Source organism: Pseudomonas sp. NY15356, assembly GCF_048068175.1.
Lineage (GTDB): Bacteria > Pseudomonadota > Gammaproteobacteria > Pseudomonadales > Pseudomonadaceae > Aquipseudomonas > Aquipseudomonas putida_K.
In genome coordinates this window covers 1-18491 of sequence record NZ_JBLUPW010000029.1, presented here as the reverse complement: position 1 = coordinate 18491, position 18491 = coordinate 1, and the positions used below count along the sequence as shown (strand labels likewise).

The 18491-nt window shown below is 64.8% G+C and carries 15 protein-coding genes; 12 read left to right on the top strand and 3 right to left on the bottom strand.

Annotated features, from left to right (window positions below; translation table 11 throughout):
* The first annotated feature begins 73 nt into the window (after positions 1–73).
* The 4 genes from prpC (at position 74) to prpD (ending at position 6846) form a co-directional block, all read left to right on the top strand.
* A complete protein-coding gene (gene prpC, locus ACNFCI_RS19635) occupies positions 74–1201 on the top strand; it encodes a bifunctional 2-methylcitrate synthase/citrate synthase (RefSeq protein ID WP_084855437.1) in 1128 nt (375 codons plus the stop codon).
* Positions 1202–1364: 163 nt separating this feature from the next.
* Positions 1365–3953 (top strand): Fe/S-dependent 2-methylisocitrate dehydratase AcnD, encoded by a 2589-nt coding sequence (gene acnD, locus ACNFCI_RS19630; protein WP_368829842.1) that lies wholly within the window; start codon positions 1365–1367, stop codon positions 3951–3953.
* A gap of 148 nt (positions 3954–4101) precedes the next feature.
* Complete coding sequence (gene prpF, locus ACNFCI_RS19625) at positions 4102–5292, top strand: 2-methylaconitate cis-trans isomerase PrpF (protein WP_324818260.1); 1191 nt, start codon at positions 4102–4104, stop codon at positions 5290–5292.
* Positions 5293–5361: 69 nt separating this feature from the next.
* Entirely contained in the window at positions 5362–6846 is a 1485-nt protein-coding gene (gene prpD / locus ACNFCI_RS19620; RefSeq protein ID WP_324818264.1) for a 2-methylcitrate dehydratase, read from the top strand.
* 148 nt (positions 6847–6994) lie between these two features.
* Here prpD and acnB read toward each other — a convergent pair whose 3' ends face one another.
* A complete protein-coding gene (acnB, locus tag ACNFCI_RS19615; RefSeq protein ID WP_324818272.1) occupies positions 6995–9604 on the bottom strand; it encodes a bifunctional aconitate hydratase 2/2-methylisocitrate dehydratase in 2610 nt (869 codons plus the stop codon).
* Positions 9605–10009: 405 nt separating this feature from the next.
* On the opposite strand from acnB, the gene ACNFCI_RS19610 reads away from it, so the two are divergent.
* Positions 10010–10477 carry a DUF1289 domain-containing protein gene (locus ACNFCI_RS19610; RefSeq protein ID WP_084855432.1) on the top strand — a complete coding sequence of 156 codons (468 nt, stop codon included), beginning with the start codon at positions 10010–10012 and terminating at the stop codon, positions 10475–10477.
* A 58-nt stretch (positions 10478–10535) separates the two neighbouring features.
* Here ACNFCI_RS19610 and queD read toward each other — a convergent pair whose 3' ends face one another.
* Entirely contained in the window at positions 10536–10892 is a 357-nt protein-coding gene (gene queD, locus ACNFCI_RS19605; RefSeq protein WP_224458606.1) for a 6-carboxytetrahydropterin synthase QueD, read from the bottom strand.
* A gap of 326 nt (positions 10893–11218) precedes the next feature.
* Here queD and ACNFCI_RS19600 point away from each other — a divergent pair, with 326 nt between their 5' ends.
* From ACNFCI_RS19600 to ACNFCI_RS19580, 5 genes are all read left to right on the top strand, one after another.
* Positions 11219–11527 carry a PepSY domain-containing protein gene (locus tag ACNFCI_RS19600; protein WP_084855430.1) on the top strand — a complete coding sequence of 103 codons (309 nt, stop codon included), beginning with the start codon at positions 11219–11221 and terminating at the stop codon, positions 11525–11527.
* Positions 11527–11841, top strand: a complete 315-nt coding sequence (locus ACNFCI_RS19595) for a PepSY domain-containing protein (protein WP_084855429.1) — start codon at positions 11527–11529, stop codon at positions 11839–11841. The genes ACNFCI_RS19600 and ACNFCI_RS19595 overlap by 1 nt, the downstream gene beginning before the upstream one ends.
* Positions 11842–12510: a response regulator transcription factor gene (locus ACNFCI_RS19590; RefSeq protein ID WP_084855428.1), complete on the top strand. Its 669-nt coding sequence runs from the start codon at positions 11842–11844 to the stop codon at positions 12508–12510.
* Positions 12507–13826, top strand: coding sequence for a sensor histidine kinase (locus tag ACNFCI_RS19585; protein WP_084855427.1), 1320 nt, complete (start codon positions 12507–12509; stop codon positions 13824–13826). The genes ACNFCI_RS19590 and ACNFCI_RS19585 overlap by 4 nt, the downstream gene beginning before the upstream one ends.
* 328 nt (positions 13827–14154) lie before the next feature.
* Complete coding sequence (locus tag ACNFCI_RS19580) at positions 14155–15312, top strand: HPP family protein (RefSeq protein WP_084855426.1); 1158 nt, start codon at positions 14155–14157, stop codon at positions 15310–15312.
* Here the strand turns inward: ACNFCI_RS19580 and ACNFCI_RS19575 are convergent.
* Positions 15286–16152, bottom strand: a complete 867-nt coding sequence (locus ACNFCI_RS19575; protein WP_368829844.1) for a LysR family transcriptional regulator — start codon at positions 16150–16152, stop codon at positions 15286–15288. The two genes, ACNFCI_RS19580 and ACNFCI_RS19575, sit on opposite strands and share 27 nt — an antisense overlap.
* Positions 16153–16328: 176 nt before the next feature.
* Here ACNFCI_RS19575 and ACNFCI_RS19570 point away from each other — a divergent pair, with 176 nt between their 5' ends.
* Positions 16329–18218 carry a propionyl-CoA synthetase gene (locus tag ACNFCI_RS19570; protein ID WP_084855443.1) on the top strand — a complete coding sequence of 630 codons (1890 nt, stop codon included), beginning with the start codon at positions 16329–16331 and terminating at the stop codon, positions 18216–18218.
* 168 nt (positions 18219–18386) lie between these two features.
* Positions 18387–18491, top strand: a 105-nt coding sequence (locus ACNFCI_RS19565) for a hypothetical protein (RefSeq protein WP_416768096.1), incomplete at its 3' end; no start/stop codon positions are given.

Below are 18491 nucleotides of genomic sequence, written 5' to 3'. Positions count from 1 at the left end.
GATAGGGCCGGACCATCCACCCCGGGTTTAGCCAGCAAGATTCGATAACAAATTCAAGAAAGGAGAACACACCATGGCCGAAGCAAAAGTACTCAGTGGCGCGGGCCTGCGTGGCCAGGTAGCCGGGCAGACCGCGCTGTCGACCGTGGGCCAGGCCGGTGCCGGCCTGACCTATCGTGGCTACGACGTCCGCGACCTGGCGGCCGGTGCCGAATTCGAGGAAGTGGCCTACCTGCTGTTGTACGGCGAGCTGCCGAGCCAGGCCGAGCTGGACGACTACAAGCGCAAGCTCAAGGGCCTGCGCGACCTGCCCCAGGCGCTCAAGGAAGTGCTCGAGCGCATCCCGCGCGACGCCCACCCGATGGATGTGATGCGCACCGGTTGTTCGGTGCTCGGCACCCTGGAGCCGGAGCTGACCTTCGAGCAGCAGCGTGAGAAGACCGACCGCCTGTTGGCCGTGTTCCCGGCGATCATGTGCTACTGGTACCGCTTCACCCACCACGGTGTGCGCATCGACTGCACCAGCGACGAAGACACCCTAGGTGGCCATTTCCTGCACCTGTTGCACGGCAAGAAGCCGAGCGAGCTGCACGTCAAGGTGATGAACGTCTCGCTGATCCTCTACGCCGAGCACGAATTCAACGCCTCGACCTTCACCGCCCGAGTCTGCGCCTCGACCCTGTCGGACCTGTACTCGTGCATCACCGCCGCCATCGGCTCGCTGCGCGGCCCATTGCACGGCGGTGCCAACGAGGCGGCCATGGAATTGATCGAGCGCTTCCAGAGCCCGCAGGAGGCCGTGGCCGAGCTGCTGCGCATGCTTGAGCGCAAGGACAAGATCATGGGCTTCGGCCACGCGATCTACAAGGAGTCCGACCCGCGCAACGAGGTGATCAAGGGCTGGTCCAAGCAGTTGGCCGACCAAGTGGGCGACAAGGTCCTGTACCCGGTCTCCGAGGCCATCGACAAGACCATGTGGGAGCAGAAGCGCCTGTTCCCCAACGCCGACTTCTACCATGCCTCGGCGTACCACTTCATGGGCATCCCGACCAAGCTGTTCACCCCGATCTTCGTCTGCTCGCGCCTGACCGGCTGGGCCGCGCATGTCTTCGAGCAGCGTGCCAACAACCGCATCATCCGCCCGAGCGCCGAATATGTCGGCGTCGAGCAGCGCAAGTTCGTGCCGATCGAGCAGCGCTGAGCTGAAACCGCAGGGGCTGCCTTGCAGCCCTTTCGCGGCACAAGGCCGCTCCTACAAGGACGGCGCAATACCTGTAGGAGCGGCCTTGTGCCGCGAAAGGGGCGCGTAGCGTCCCCGTGGCCAGACCTGCATATCGAACACCGTGACCGAGCCTGATAACGATATGAACACTGCATTCCGCAAGCCCCTGCCAGGCACCGGCCTGGACTACTTCGATGCCCGCGCGGCGGTCGAGGCGATCAAGCCCGGCGCGTACGACGGGTTGCCCTATACGTCCCGCGTGCTGGCCGAGAACCTGGTGCGCCGTTGCGACCCGGCCACCCTCGATGCGTCCCTCGGGCAATTGATCGAGCGCAAGCGCGACCTCGACTTCCCCTGGTTCCCGGCGCGCGTGGTGTGCCATGACATCCTCGGCCAGACCGCCCTGGTGGACCTGGCCGGTCTGCGCGATGCCATCGCCGACAAAGGCGGCGACCCGGCCCAGGTCAACCCGGTGGTGCCGGTCCAGTTGATCGTCGACCACTCTCTGGCCGTGGAATGCGGCGGTTTCGACCCACAGGCCTTCGAGAAGAACCGCGCCATCGAGGACCGTCGCAACGAAGACCGCTTCCACTTCATCAACTGGACCAAGAAGGCGTTCAAGAATGTCGATGTGATCCAGCCGGGCAACGGCATCATGCACCAGATCAACCTGGAGAAGATGTCGCCGGTGGTCCACAGCGACCGTGGCGTGGCCTACCCGGACACCTGCGTCGGCACCGACAGCCACACCCCGCACGTCGATGCGCTGGGCGTGATCGCCATCGGCGTCGGCGGGCTGGAGGCCGAGAACGTCATGCTCGGCCGCGCCTCGTGGATGCGTCTGCCGGAAATCGTCGGCGTCGAGCTGACCGGAAAGCTGCAGCCGAACATCACGGCCACCGACCTGGTTTTGGCCCTGACCGAATTCCTGCGCAAGCAGAAGGTGGTCGGCGCGTACCTCGAGTTCTACGGTGAAGGTGCTCGCGCCTTGACCCTGGGCGACCGCGCCACCATCTCCAACATGGCCCCCGAATACGGCGCCACTGCGGCGATGTTCGCCATCGACCAGCAGACCATCGACTACCTCAAGCTGACCGGCCGCGAAGAGCAGCAGGTCAAGCTGGTGGAAACCTATGCCAAAGCCACGGGCCTGTGGGCCGACAGCCTGGGCCAGGCCGAGTACGAGCGCGTGCTGCGCTTCGACCTCTCCAGTGTGGTGCGCAACATGGCCGGCCCGTCCAACCCGCACGCCCGTGTCGCCACCAGCGACCTGGCTGCCAAGGGCATTGCCGGTGCCTGGGAAGAAGTGCCCGGCCAGATGCCGGACGGCGCGGTGATCATCGCCGCCATCACCAGTTGCACCAACACCAGCAACCCGCGCAACGTGATCGCGGCAGGCCTGCTGGCGCGCAACGCCAACAAGCTGGGCCTGGCGCGCAAGCCTTGGGTGAAATCCTCCCTGGCGCCTGGCTCCAAGGCCGTGCAGCTGTACCTGGAAGAAGCGGGGCTGGAAAAAGAACTGGAGCGACTGGGCTTTGGCATCGTCGCCTTCGCCTGCACCACCTGCAACGGTATGTCCGGCGCGCTCGACCCGAAGATCCAGCAGGAAATCATCGACCGCGACCTGTATGCCACCGCCGTGCTGTCGGGCAACCGCAACTTCGACGGGCGCATCCACCCGTACGCCAAGCAGGCCTTCCTCGCGTCGCCACCACTGGTGGTGGCCTATGCCATTGCCGGCACCATCCGCTTCGACATCGAGAAGGATGTGCTGGGCGTGGTGGATGGCAAGGAAATCCGCCTCAAGGACATCTGGCCGAGCGATGAAGAGATCGACGCGGTGGTGCGTGCGGCGGTCAAGCCCGAGCAGTTCCGCAAGGTCTACATCCCAATGTTCGCCATCGAGGAGGACAAGGGGCCGAAGGTGGCGCCGCTGTACGAATGGCGCCCGATGAGCACCTACATCCGCCGCCCACCCTACTGGGAAGGGGCCCTGGCCGGTGAGCGTACCCTGCGCGGCATGCGCCCGCTGGCGGTACTGCCGGACAATATCACCACCGACCACCTGTCACCTTCGAACGCGATCATGGCCAACAGTGCCGCAGGGGAATACTTGGCGAAGATGGGCCTGCCGGAGGAGGACTTCAACTCCTATGCGACCCACCGTGGCGACCACCTGACCGCCCAGCGCGCGACCTTCGCCAACCCCAAGCTGTTCAACGAGATGGTGCGCAACGAAGACGGCAGCGTGAAGCAGGGTTCGCTGGCGCGCATCGAGCCGGAAGGCAAGGTGACGCGCATGTGGGAAGCGATCGAGACCTACATGCAGCGCAAGCAGCCGCTGATCATCGTTGCGGGTGCCGACTACGGCCAGGGTTCGTCCCGTGACTGGGCGGCCAAGGGCGTGCGCCTGGCGGGTGTCGAAGCGATCGTCGCCGAAGGCTTCGAGCGCATCCACCGCACCAACCTGGTGGGCATGGGGGTGTTGCCGCTGGAGTTCCAGCCAGGCACCAACCGCAAGACCCTGGACCTTGACGGCAGCGAGACCTACGACGTGCTGGGTGCGCGCACGCCGCGGGCGACCCTGACGCTGGTCATCACCCGGCGCAATGGCGAGCGGGTCGAGGTGCCGGTGACCTGCCGCCTGGATACTGCCGAAGAAGTGTCGATCTACGAGGCGGGCGGGGTGCTGCAGCGCTTTGCCCAGGATTTCCTCGAAGGCACTGCCTGAGTGAGCGGGGCCGCTTTGCGGCCCTTTCGCGGCACGAGGCCGCTCCTACAGGAAGTGCGCTCGTCTGTAGGAGCGGCCTTGTGCCGCGAAAGGGCTGCGTAGCAGCCCCAGGTTTTCTGCCGGAACGAGACAATCAGGACACTCAACCATGGCACACGTACCACAAGTAAAAATCCCCGCCACCTACATCCGTGGCGGCACCAGCAAAGGCGTATTCTTCCGCCTGCAGGACCTGCCCGAACGCGCCCAGCAGCCCGGCCCGGCCCGTGACGCCCTGTTGCTGCGGGTAATCGGCAGCCCCGATCCCTACGCCAAGCAGATCGACGGCATGGGCGGCGCCACCTCCAGCACCAGCAAGACCGTGATCCTCTCGCGCAGCACCCGTCCGGAGCATGACGTCGACTACCTGTTCGGCCAGGTCGCCATCGACAAGGCCTTCGTCGACTGGAGCGGAAACTGCGGCAACCTGTCAGCCGCCGTTGGTTCCTTCGCCATCAGCGCCGGCTTGGTGGATGCGGCGCGCATCCCGCACAACGGCATCGCCACGGTGCGTATCTGGCAGGCCAACATCGGCAAGACCATCATCGCCCATGTGCCGATCACCGAAGGCGAAGTGCAGGAGACCGGTGACTTCGAGCTGGACGGTGTGACCTTCCCGGCCGCCGAAGTGCAATTGGAATTCCTCGACCCGGCCGCAGACGAAGACGGCGACGGTGGCGCCATGTTCCCCACCGGCAATCTGGTGGACGACCTTCAGGTGCCGGGCGTCGGGACGTTCAAGGCAACGCTGATCAACGCCGGTATCCCGACCATTTTCGTCAATGCGGCCGACATCGGCTATACCGGTACCGAGTTGCAGGAGGCGATCAATGGCGACCCTGCCGCGCTTGCCCGTTTCGAGACCATTCGCGCCCATGGCGCCGTGCGCATGGGCTTGATCGAACACATCGACCAGGCTGCCGGGCGTCAGCACACGCCCAAGGTGGCCTTTGTCGCGCCGCCGACCGCCTACACTGCTTCCAGCGGCAAGGCGGTCGAAGCCGCCGACATCGACCTGCTGGTGCGGGCGCTGTCGATGGGCAAGCTGCACCACGCGATGATGGGCACCGCGGCGGTGGCCATCGGCACGGCGGCAGCGATCCCCGGCACGCTGGTCAACCTCGCTGCCGGCGGGGGCGAGCGCAGCGCCGTGCGCTTCGGCCACCCGTCCGGCACCTTGCGCGTCGGCGCCGAGGCGCGCAAGGTGGACGGTGAATGGACAGTGACCAAGGCAATCATGAGCCGTAGTGCTCGCGTGTTGATGGAGGGCTGGGTACGCGTGCCTGGCGATAGTTTCTAACACGCATCTGGTGCTCGGCTTTTATTGAGAGGGGCCGCTTTGCGGCCCCCACTCCCAGGGAGCCAGACAATGAGCGCCAACGTAGACCTCAATGACCGCCCGGATTACGACCGGGTGCTACAGACCATCGCCGACTATGTGCTCGACTACCGCGTCGAGTCGGTCGAGGCCCTGGACACCGCGCGCAACTGCCTGATGGACACATTGGGTTGCGGCTTACTGGCGCTGCGCTTCCCTGAATGCACCAAGCACCTCGGCCCGCTGGTCGAAGGTACCGTAGTCCCACACGGTGCGCGGGTACCCGGCACCTCCTTCCGCCTGGATCCGGTCAAGGCGGCCTGGGACATCGGCTGTACCGTGCGTTGGCTGGACTACAACGACACGTGGCTCGCAGCTGAATGGGCGCACCCTTCGGATAACCTCGGCGGAATCCTCGCGGTTGCCGATCACCTTTCCCAGAAGCGCGTGGCCGACGGCGAGCCACCCCTGACCATGCGTACCGTGCTCGAGGCTATGGTCATGGCCCACGAGATTCAGGGTGTGCTGGCGCTGGAGAACGCCTTCAACCGCGTCGGCCTCGACCATGTGGTGCTGGTCAAGGTCGCTTCCACCGCAGTGTGTGCACGGCTCATGGGGGCCAATCGCGAACAGATGCTCTCGGCCTTGTCCCATGCCTTCGTCGATGGCCAGGCGCTGCGCACCTACCGTCATGCGCCCAATGCCGGCTCGCGCAAGTCTTGGGCGGCCGGTGATGCTTCCAGCCGGGGTGTGCGTCTGGCCGATATCGCCTTGCGTGGCGAGATGGGCGTACCGGGTGTGCTGACCGCAACGCAGTGGGGCTTCTACGATGTGTCGTTCAGCCACACCAACAAGGACCTGGCGCTAAAGCCCGTCGAGCAACGGGTGTTGCGCCTGCCGCAGCCCTTCGGCAGCTATGTGATGGAGAATGTGCTGTTCAAGATCAGCTTCCCGGCCGAATTCCACGCCCAGACTGCCTGCGAGGCCGCGGTGGCTTTGCACCCCCAGGTGCGCAATCGCCTGCATGAAGTCGACCGCATCGTCATCAGTACCAACGAATCGGCGATACGCATCATTTCCAAGGTCGGCCCGTTGGCCAACGCGGCCGACCGCGATCATTGCCTGCAGTACATGGTTGCTGTGCCGCTGATCTTCGGTGATCTGGTGGCCGAGTACTACGAAGATGCCTTCCACGCGGTGCACCCGAGCATCGACCGGTTGCGCGAGAAGATGGAAGTCGTCGAGGAGCCGCGGTTCAGCCGCGAGTACCTGGAGGCGGACAAGCGTTCCATTGCCAATGGCCTGCAGGTGTTCTTCAAGGACGGCACCCATACCGAGCAGGTGGTGGTGGAGTACCCGATCGGGCATCGGCGTCGACGCGGGGAGGGGATACCGTTGCTGGAGGCCAAGTTCCGGGAAAACCTGGCGACGCGGTTTGCCCGTCAGCGTTGCGATGAAATCTTTGCCTTGTGCAAGGATCAGGCGCGGTTGGAAGGTACGGCGGTGCAGCGGTTCGTCGATCTATTCGTGATTTGAGACTGCCATGCTGGCCAATCGCGGGACAAGTCCGCACACCGGTATGGCACCTGTGGGAGCCGGCTTGCCGGCGATTGGGCCGGTCTGGCCAGCATAAAAAAGCCCCGGCATCGCTGCCGGGGCTTTCGTTTACAGCGTACTGCTCAGCTTACGCCTGGACCACTGGGATCTGGGCGTTGGCTGCCGCTTCGCGGAACTCGGCGATCTGATCGAAGCTCAGGTAGCGGTAGACGTCGGCCGCCATGCTGTCGATGTCCTTGGCGTACTGCAGGTACTCTTCGACGGTCGGCAGTTTGCCGAGGATCGAGGCAACCGCGGCCAGCTCGGCCGAAGCCAGGTAGACATTGGTGGCGTCGCCCAGGCGGTTCGGGAAGTTACGGGTCGAGGTGGAGACTACGGTCGAGCCGGTCTGCACACGTGCCTGGTTACCCATGCACAGCGAGCAGCCTGGCATTTCCATGCGCGCACCGGCCTTGCCGTAGATGCCGTAGTAGCCTTCCTCGGTCAGCTGGTGGGCGTCCATCTTGGTTGGCGGGGCCAGCCACAGACGGGTCGGGATACCGCCCTTGACCTTGTCCAGCAGCTTGCCGGCAGCGCGGAAGTGACCGATGTTGGTCATGCACGAACCGATGAACACTTCGTCGATCTTGTCGCCGGCAACGGTGGACAGCAGGCGGGCGTCGTCCGGGTCGTTCGGCGCGCAGAGCACAGGCTCCTTGACGTCGGCCAGGTCGATCTCGATGACCGCGGCGTACTCGGCATCGGCGTCGGCGGACAGCAGCTGCGGCTTGGCCAGCCAGGCTTCCATCGCCTGGGCGCGGCGCTCCAGGGTACGGGCGTCACCGTAGCCTTCGCTGATCATCCAGCGCAGCAGGGTGATGTTGGACTTCAGGTACTCGGCGATCGACTCTTCCGGCAGCTTGATGGTGCAGCCGGCAGCGGAACGCTCGGCCGAGGCGTCGGACAGCTCGAAGGCTTGTTCGACGGTCAGCTCGTTGAGGCCTTCGATCTCCAGGATGCGACCGGAGAAGATGTTCTTCTTGCCCTTCTTCTCGACAGTCAGCAGGCCCTGCTGGATGGCGTAGTAAGGGATGGCGTGGACCAGGTCACGCAGGGTGATGCCAGGCTGCAGCTTGCCCTTGAAGCGAACCAGTACCGACTCGGGCATGTCCAGCGGCATGACGCCGGTGGCGGCGGCGAAGGCCACCAGGCCGGAACCGGCCGGGAAGGAAATGCCGATCGGGAAGCGGGTGTGCGAGTCGCCGCCGGTGCCGACGGTGTCAGGCAGCAGCATGCGGTTCAGCCAGCTGTGGATGATGCCGTCGCCTGGACGCAGGGACACGCCGCCACGGGTGCGGATGAAATCCGGCAGGGTGTGGTGGGTGGTGACGTCGATCGGCTTCGGATAGGCCGCGGTGTGGCAGAACGACTGCATGACCAGGTCGGCGGAGAAGCCCAGGCACGCCAGGTCCTTCAGCTCGTCGCGGGTCATCGGGCCGGTGGTGTCCTGGGAACCGACGGTGGTCATCTTCGGCTCGCAGTAGGCACCCGGGCGTACGCCCTGGCCTTCCGGCAGACCGCAAGCGCGGCCGACCATCTTCTGGGCCAGGGTGAAGCCCTTGCCGGTGTCGGCAGGCTGCTCTGGCTTCTTGAACAGGTCGGAGGCACCCAGGCCCAGTTCGGCACGGGCCTTCTCGGTCAGGCCACGGCCGACGATCAGCGGGATACGGCCGCCAGCGCGGACTTCGTCGAGCAGGACTTCGGTCTTCAGCTCGAAGGTGGTGACCAGCTCGTCGCTACCATGGCGACGGACTTCGCCCTTGAACGGATAGACGTCGATGACGTCGCCCATGGCCAGGTTGGTGCAGTCGAACTCGATCGGCAGGGCGCCGGCGTCTTCCATGGTGTTGTAGAAGATCGGGGCGATCTTGGTGCCGAAGCAGAAGCCACCGGCGCGCTTGTTCGGCACGTACGGGATGTCGTCGCCGAAGAACCACAGTACCGAGTTGGTGGCCGATTTACGCGAGGAGCCGGTGCCGACCACGTCGCCGACGTAGGCGACCGGGAAGCCCTTGGCCTTGACCGCTTCGATCTGGGCCAGCGGGCCGACCGAGCCTGGCTGCTGGGGTTCGATGCCGTCGCGGGCCATCTTCAGCATGGCCAGGGCGTGCAGCGGGATGTCAGGGCGCGACCAGGCGTCCGGGGCAGGGGACAGGTCGTCGGTGTTGGTTTCGCCAGGCACCTTGAACACGGTCAGGGTGTACTTGTCGGCGATGGCTGGGCGGGCGGTGAACCACTCGCCGGCAGCCCAGGATTCCAGTACGGCCTTGGCGTTGGCGTTGCCGGCCTTGGCTTTTTCGGCCACGTCGTGGAAGGCATCGAACATCAGCAGGGTGTGCTTGAGCTGTTCGGCCGCGACGGCGCCCAGTTCGGCGTCATCCAGCAGCGCAACCAGCGTTTCGATGTTGTAGCCGCCCTGCATGGTACCCAGCAGTTCGGTGGCGTGCTTGCGGTCGATCAGCGGCGACTTGGCTTCGCCCTTGGCGACAGCGGAGAGGAAAGCGGCCTTGACGTAGGCGGCTTCGTCGACCCCTGGGGGAACGCGGTGGGTGATCAGGTCTACGAGGAAGGCTTCTTCGCCGGCCGGCGGGTTCTTCAGCAGCTCGACCAGGCCTGCAGTTTGTTCGGCGTTCAGCGGCTGGGGCACGATGCCCAGGGCGGCACGCTCTTCGATGTGTTTGCGGTAGGCTTCAAGCACAGTTATTACCCTCATCAGTGGTCCCTAAAGGGAGTCCGGGACGCTCATCCAGCATTCCCCGCACCCATGCGCAATCACGGCTTTTTGGGCCGCCCAGCCAGGGTCGCGGAGAATCCTTACAGAAGCTGCTTTCAAAGTTTTACGCCTGTAGAACGGTGAGCTGATGAGGGCTGGCGCGGGCCATGCACGGTGGCATGCCCCGGCCAACGCCGTTCTACCGGATGAACTGTGCTCGTGACGCTTTGAAAACAGCTTCCAACGGACATTGGTGCCTTGAAAAGGCGGTGTGATTCTACGGTAAAAACGGGACGAAAGTAAGGCGGCATATGTGACTTTAACGAGTGACCCTGGTTAGACAAAGGGCTAACATGGGCCGGTGTTCCGCCGTAAAGCCATCGCTCCTACATGTCCAACCAATCCATCAAGACGCCTTGCGTCGGCCTCTGCTCCACGGTCTATGGCGACCTGGTATGCCGCGGCTGCAAGCGCTTCCACCATGAAGTGATCCACTGGAACAGCTACGACGAGGACGAGAAGCGCGCCGTCTGGCTGCGCCTGGAACATCTGTTGGTGCAGGTGATGATGGCCAAGCTGGAGGTGTTCGACAAAGCGCGCCTGCGCCAGCAACTGGAGCAGCGCTCCATCCGCTTTCTGGCGCACCAGTCCGAGTATTGCTGGGCCTACCAGCTGATCGCACGCGGCGCCCGCATGATCCGCGACCTGGAAGCCTACGGCATGGCCTTGTTGCCGGAGTTTCGCGATTGGGAGCTGCCGCAGTTGCGCGATGCCATCGACCGGGAGTTCTTCCTGCTCTCCGAGGCCCATTACCAGCGCTACATCGCGCCGTCGTTCCTCCACAGCGCCCTGGGCTAGGGGCGGCTTGCGCGAAGCCGGTGAGTGGCCTGGCGGAGGTGACGGCGCGGGGCGCGGCTCACTCGCCGCTGTATTCGCAACCGCTGGTGCAGGTCTCGTGGATGCGGACCTTGGACAGCTCAGGCAGCAGCGGCTTGACCTGGTCCCAGATCCATTTGGCGATCACTTCGCTGGTGGGGTTTTCCAGGCCGGGGATGTCGTTCAGGTAGTTGTGATCCAGCTGCTCGTAGATCGGCTTGAAGATCGCCTTGATCTCGGCGAAGTCGCGGATCCAGCCGGTATGCGGGTCGAGCGGGCCGGTCAGGTGCAGGCCGACCTTGAACGAGTGGCCATGCAGGCGACCGCATTTGTGCCCGGCCGGGACGTTGGGCAGGCGGTGGGCCGATTCGAACGTAAATTCCTTGAAGATTTCCACGCTGTAGGACTCTTGAAAACAATGCTGGCCGGCAGTTTACCAGCATGCTCGTTACAAGGCTTGCAGCCGTTCGTGCAACCGCCCGGTGGCATCCGGGGCATGCTGTTCACAAAGTCGTCTGGGTAGGGCTTGGGATGGGTGCTGCCTGTAGGATCGCGCGCCGCCCGCGCGGCGCTCGATCCTACAAGCGCCGAAGCGCTTCAAGGCAAAGGCGAAGCAACTGCAGACTGCGCTATCATCACCCCGGCCTGTTTTCAGGTTCAATTAAGGACCACTGGTTAGTCTTTGCCCGTAGACAACTTGTACATCTCGATGGAGAGAACCCGATGAAAACCTTGACTGCCCTGTTCACTGCCGCCGCGCTCGCCCTGGGTGCCAACGTTGCCCTGGCCAAGGATGTCCAGCCTGACGAAGTGATCAAGCTGGTGAATGCCAAGACCATCAAGTCCTTGGACGAACTCAAGGCCGCCGCCGTGGCCAAGCACCCAGGCGCCACCGTGACCGATTCGGAGCTCGAGGACGAGTACGGCCGCTACATCTACAAGGTCGAGCTGCGTGACAGCCAGAACGTCGAATGGGACGTGGACCTGGACGCCAAGACCGGTGAAGTCCTCAAGGACGAACGAGACAGCTGATGACCGATCTACCGCGAACGGCGCGCTACCTGGCGTTTGCGCTGTTGGCCGCCTGTTCGCTGGCCGCTGCACGTGACCTCGATCAGGATGAAGCCTTGGAGCTGCGGCAAAAGGGCGTCATCCTGCCGCTGGAACAACTGCTCGAATCCGCCTTGGGGCGCTACCCCGGGGCGCGCCTTCTGGAAGCGGAGCTCGAAGAAAAGCACGAGCGCTACGAGTACGAGGTCGAACTGCTGACCCCCGATGGCGTGGTCCGCGAGATCAAGCTGGACGCCCGCAACGGAATGCTGCTCAAAGACGAGGAAGACGACTGAATGCGCCTGCTGCTTGTCGAGGACAATGTGCCCCTGGCCGACGAACTGACCGCCAGCCTGCAGCGCCAGGGCTATGCCGTGGACTGGCTGGCGGATGGCCGCGATGCGGTCTACCAGGGCCAGAGCGAACCCTACGACCTGATCATCCTTGACCTCGGCCTGCCGGGGTTGCCCGGGCTCGACGTGCTGGCCCGATGGCGTGCCGCCAACCTGGCCACGCCGGTGCTGATCCTCACCGCGCGCGGCTCCTGGGCCGAGCGGATCGAAGGGCTCAAGGCCGGGGCCGACGACTACCTGACCAAACCCTTCCACCCCGAGGAGCTGCAGCTGCGCATCCAGGCGTTGTTGCGCCGTGCCCGTGGGCTGGCCAACCAGCCCACCCTCGAAGCGGCCGGCCTGCAGTTGGACGAAGGCCGCCAGTGCGTCAGCCGCGATGGCGTCGATATCCAGCTGACCGCCGCCGAGTTCCGCCTGCTGCGCTATTTCATGCTGCATCCGCAACAGGTGTTGTCCAAGAGCCACCTCGCCGAGCACCTCTATGACGGCGAGACCGAGCGCGATTCCAACGTCCTGGAGGTGCACGTCAACCACCTGCGACGCAAGCTGGGCCGCAGCGTGATCGAAACGCGACGCGGCCAGGGCTACGTGTATGCCGGGAGCGCCGCGTGAAGTCGATCCAGGCGCGCCTGAGCCTTGGCCTGGTGGCGGTGCTGGTGGTGGTCGGGCTGGTCCTGGCCCAGCTGACCCTGTGGCTGTTCGAGGTCGGCCTGCAGCGCTACCTGGAGGCTGGCCTGCGCAAGGAAAGCGAGAACCTGCTGGTGGCGCTGGTACGCGGGCCTGCGGGGTTGCAACTGGACGAGCGGAGGATTTCCGCGGCCTACCAGCGCCCGTTTTCCGGTTATTACTTTCGCATCGACTTCGATCAGGGCACCTGGCGTTCCCGTTCGCTGTGGGACCTGGACATGCCCAAACCGGCGGCGCCGGGCCTGGAGGACAGCCATGAGCTGGGGCCAGAAGGCCAGCAGCTGCTGGCCCTGCGCGCCGACTATCGGCGGCTGGGCCAGGACATTTCGATCAGCGTGGCCCAGGACTATTCGCCGATACGCGACGGCTTCCGGCGCATGCAGCAGATCGGCCTGGGCATGGGCTTGGTAGCCCTCGTGCTGGTGCTGGTATTGCAGCGCATCACCGTGACCCGGTCGTTGCGCCCGCTGGAGCGCGCCCGCCAGCAGATCGCCCAGTTGCAGCAAGGCCAGCGTTCGCAGCTCGACGCCCAGGTACCCAGCGAGCTGCAACCCTTGGTGGACCAGATCAACCACTTGCTGGCCCATACCGAGGACAGCCTGCGCCGTTCGCGCAATGCCCTGGGCAACCTCGGCCATGCCCTGAAGACCCCTTTGGCGGTGCTGCTCAGCCTGGCCGCCAGCGAACGGTTGAAAGACCTGCCGGACGTTCGCGAGCAATTGCGTGAACAACTGCAGCAGATCCAGCAGCGCCTGTCCCGTGAACTCAACCGCGCACGCCTGGCCGGCGATGCACTGCCAGGCGCCCAGTTCGACTGCGACGCCGAATTGCCCGGGCTGCTGGCCACGCTCGGGATGATCCACGGCGAAGGCCTGCAGCTTGCGCGCGACGTGCCGCCCGGGCTGTTGCTGCCGTGGGATCGCGAAGACCTGCTGGAGCTGCTCGGCAACCTGCTGGACAACGCCTGCAAGTGGGCCGACAGCGAGGTTCACTTGGGCATAGCGCCGAGCGCCGATGGCTACCAGCTGTGGGTGGACGACGATGGCCCCGGCATTCCCGAGCAGGCACGCCTGCAAGTGCTCGAGCGCGGCTCTCGGCTGGACGAACAGGTCGACGGGCATGGCCTGGGGCTTGGCATCGTGCGCGATATCGTCGAGGCCTGGGGCGGCACCCTGGCGCTGCTGGAAAGCCCCATGGGCGGCCTGCGGGTCAGCATCGACCTGCCGCGCAAGGGGCGTTGACCCGTCATCTCTCTTGGTCCAATCGCCGGCAAGCCGACGCCCCCAGGTATGGCGATGTCTTTGAAAACAGCGCAGGACAGGTGGGAGCCGGCTTGCCGGCGATTGGCGCCTGCGCAGGTACCAGCACAGCACTACAAAAAAATTGCAGCGCAAGCGCATTTTTTTGAATTGGCTCCTTGCCAGCCCACCCGGCACAATCGCCGCCATGAAACTTCCCCGTTTCCATCTCCATGGACGGAATCATTGAGCTATTGCATGCGCAATACCGGGCCCAGGCCGATTTGGCTGGGCTTTCTTTTTAACCAGAAGAACACGATCGATCGCCTTGATGTCTGCCTCGCGTCCTGAAAGCCGTTTGCAGCGCCTGCTGCCTGCTCCCTTGAACATCCCCCCCAAAGAATGGCTGCGTGCCGGTGTCGGTGCACTGCTCGGCCTGTTCCTGGCCGGTACTCTATGCAGCATGGTCTTCGGCCCCTCGGTCGCCTTGCATCTGCTCGGCCCGCTGGCCGCCTCGGCGGTGCTGGTGTTCGCCGTGCATTCCGGCCCGCTGGCCCAGCCCTGGCCGGTACTGGGCAGCTATGCCGTGGCCGGTGCGGTGGGCCTGGCCATGCGTCATGGCTTCGGCGCCGAGCTGTGGGTGGCTGCGGCCGCCCTGGGCGTGTCGATCCTGTTGATGTGCCTGCTGCGCTGCCTGCACCCGCCCGGTGGCGCGGTGGCGGCTGGCGCGGTGCTGGCCGACCCAGGCCTGGTGGCGCTGGGCAACCATCTGCTCGAGCCGATCCTGTTGCACGCGCTGATCCTGGTCACGGTGGGGGTGTGCTACAACCGCCTGACCGGCGTGCGCTACCCCAAGGGGCCGTTGCCACGCAAGGACCTGCACCACACCCACGACCCGCTGCCCAGCGAGCGGGTAGGGGTGAACAGCGAAGACCTGGATGTGGCTCTGGAAGAGCTGGGCGAGTTCGTCGACGTCACCCGCGATGAACTCGAACGTATCATCCTGGCCACCGAGCAGCATGCCTTGCAACGCAGCCTGGGCGGCATCACCGCGGCCTCGGTGATGTCCCGCGACGTGCAGTTCGCCTCGCCGGCCACCACCCTGGAACAGGCCTGGAAGATGCTTTCGAGCCATCACCTCAAGACCCTGCCGGTGCTCGAAGGCGGCCGTCTGGTGGGCATCGTCAGCTTGAGCGACCTGGTGGGCCCGGCCATGGCCCGTGCGCGCTTCAGCTGGCGAGGGATGTTCCGCCGCCATACGGTGCGCATGGAGCAGGTGATGAGCCGACGGGTGATCAGCGTCAGCAGCCAGCACCCGCTGGATCGCTTGTTGCCGCTGCTCAGCGATCACGGCCTGCACTGCCTGCCGGTACTGGAGGATGATCACCTAGTGGGGGTGATCACCCAGACCGACCTGATCGCAGGCCTCAAGCGGCATCTGCTCAATGCCGCCGCGCAACGTTCAGATAACCGGGTCCCAGCGCTGTGACCAATCGCTGTCGCCGGCTGCCACCAGCCGGCGCAGCACGCTTAAGGCCTGTTGCAGGGCTTCGCTGTCACGCTTGCGGGCATAGACCAGGAAGGTCGGGTAGGTGAACTCCGGCGCCTGCGGCACCCGCTCGACCACCCCGCGCTCCAGGTAGGCCTGCACCACCCGGGTGCGGAAGTAGCCGCTGCCGCCCTGGTCGAGGATGAACTGCAGCGCCAGCGGGCCGAGGTTGAAACTCAGCGCCGGGCGCGCACAGTCGGGCAGGGCCGCGTCGTGCTGGCGGCGGAAGGCTTCGCCCCAGTCGATGTAGATGTAAGGGTCGGGGTGGCCGACCCGGCGCACGCGGATCAGCTTTTCCTCCATCAATTGCTCCACCTGCAAACCAGGCCCGTAGGTCGGCTGGTACACCAACGCGGCATCGAGCAGGCCCATCTCCACCTTGCGCAGCAACGACTCGCCGTCGCTCACTTCGCTGCGGATGGCATGGCTGGGCAGTTCATGGTGCAGCGCGCTGACCCAGTCGAGCATCATCGGGTTGGCCAGGCTCACTTCGCCGCCTACATGCAACACCTGCTGGCAACCCTGGGGCAACGGCAGGTCGCGGCGCGCCGCTTCCCAGGTCTGCACCATCTGGTTGGCGTAGATCACGAAGGCCTCGCCGTCGCTGGTCAAGCTGGCGCCGTTGCGGCTGCGCACGAACAGCTGGCAGCCCAGTTGCTGCTCCAGGCGCTGCACCCTCGCGGTGATCGCCGTCTGCGACACGAACAGGCGTTCGGCGGCGGCGACCAGGCTGCCGCAGCGCACGATTTCCAGGAAGGTACGGGCCTGATCGATATCCATTGAAGCGGCTCAGTGGCTGACGGAAGGCGTATTCTAGGCGTTTGCACCGCAATGGTGCGACTGCCTGTGCAATCTTGCATATCGGTTGCGACTTAAGTCCGATGGCGAGGGTGGGGTAGGGGTCCATACTCCAGGTTCGCCCTTCAATAACAACAAGTATCGGGTTGCAGACCGCCATGACCTACCAGCACAGCTACGCCCATTCCATTGCCGACCCCGCCGCCTTCTGGGCCGAACAGGCCGACCGCCTGGCCTGGCACCGCAAGCCCACGCTGACCCTGCAGGACAACCCCGACGGTACCCACCGCTGGTTCGCCGACGGCCGTCTGAACAGTTGCTACCTGGCCCTGGACCACCAGATCGAGCAAGGCAGGGGCGAGCAGTTGGCGCTGATCTACGACTCGCCCGTGACCGGCGTGCAACAGACGTTCACCTACAACCAGTTGCGCGACGAAGTGGCACGCCTGGCAGGGCTGCTGCGACAGCTGGGCGTGAGCAAGGGTGATGGCGTGATCATCTACATGCCCATGGTGCCTCAGGCGGCCATGGCCATGCTGGCCTGTGCGCGGATCGGTGCGGTGCATTCGGTGGTGTTCGGCGGCTTTGCTGCCAACGAGCTGGCCTTGCGTATCGACGATGCCCGGCCCGCGCTGCTGCTCACCGCGTCGTGCGGGCTGGAGTTCGACCGGGTGATCGAATACAAACCGCTGGTCGACCGTGCCCTGCAACTGGCCGGGCACCAGCCGCGCCATGTGCTGGTGCTGCAGCGCCCTCAGGCCCACGCCGGCTTGCAGCCAGGGCGCGACCTCGACTGGCAGGCGGCATTGACCGGTGTCGAGCCAATACCGCCGGTGCAGCTGGATGCCGGCGACCCGCTGTACATCATGTACACCTCCGGCACCACCGGCAAACCCAAGGGCATCGTGCGCGAGAACGGCGGCAATGCCGTCGCGCTGTGCTATGCCATGCGTCATGTGTACGGGATGCAGGCCGGTGACGTGTGGTGGGGGATTTCCGACGTGGGCTGGGTGGTCGGCCATTCGCTGATCGTCTACGGGCCGCTGATGAGCGGCTGCACCACGGTCTTCTACGAAGGCAAGCCGATCCGCACGCCGGACGCATCGGCCTACTGGCGCGTGGTGGAGCAGTACAAGGTCAACGGCCTGTTCTGTGCGCCCACCGCCATGCGCGCGATCCGCAAGGAAGACCCAGAAGGTGAGCTCATCCGCCGCCACGACCTGAGCTCGCTGCGCCAGCTGTTCCTGGCCGGTGAGAAGCTCGACTCCAGTACCCATCAATGGCTGGAGCGTGTCAGCGGCAAGGCGGTGCACGACCATTGGTGGCAGACCGAGACCGGGTGGCCGGTCACCGCACCTTGCGCAGGCCTGGAAGGCAGCGCGGCGCGGCCGGGGTCGAGCAACCGCGCGGTGCCGGGTTACCACGTGCAGGTGCTCGATGACGAAGGCCGGCCACTGGGGCCGAACCAGCAGGGCGCCATCGTCATTGCGCTGCCCTTGCCGCCAGGTTGCAGCCAGACCTTATGGGGCGACCACGCACGCTATCTACAGGCCTATCTGCAGAGCTATCCGGGTTACTACCACACCGGCGACGGCGGCTACCTGGACGAGGATGGCTTCGTCTACATCATGGGACGCACGGACGATGTGATCAACGTCTCCGGCCATCGTCTGTCCACCGGCGAGATGGAGGACCTGGTGGCGCGTCATCCGGCGGTGGCCGAGTGCGCGGTGATCGGCGTGCATGACGAGATCAAGGGCCAGGTGCCGTTGGCGCTGGTGGTGCTCAAGGATGGCGAGGGTGTCACCGAGCAGCAGTTGCAGGCCGAGCTGGTGGCCAACGTGCGTGAGCAGATCGGCGCGCTGGCTTGCTTCAACCGGGTGCGCCTCGTTAAACGCCTGCCCAAGACCCGCTCGGGCAAGATCCTGCGCGCCGTATTGCGCAAGATTGCCGACGGGCAGGACTACGTGCCGCCGTCGACCCTGGACGACCCGGCGGTGCTGGAGGAGATCGAAGGCGTGTTGGCGGACCTGCCGCGGGCAGGGTGATGAAGGGCAATACCACTTCCTGTGGGCGCGGGCTTGCCCGCGATTGCCTTTATAAGCTGAGCTTGTTTTTGAAATACGATAAATCGATTTTCCTTATTTCTTCCAACTTGCTTCCATGCATGCCAAGGATCACTCCTAAAACAACGGATAAAAATCAGGAGCCACACCATGCGTTACGCACATCCGGGTACCGAAGGCGCGAAAATCACCTTCAAGAGCCGCTATGGCAACTACATCGGCGGTGAGTTCGTTCCTCCGGTCAAGGGTGAATAC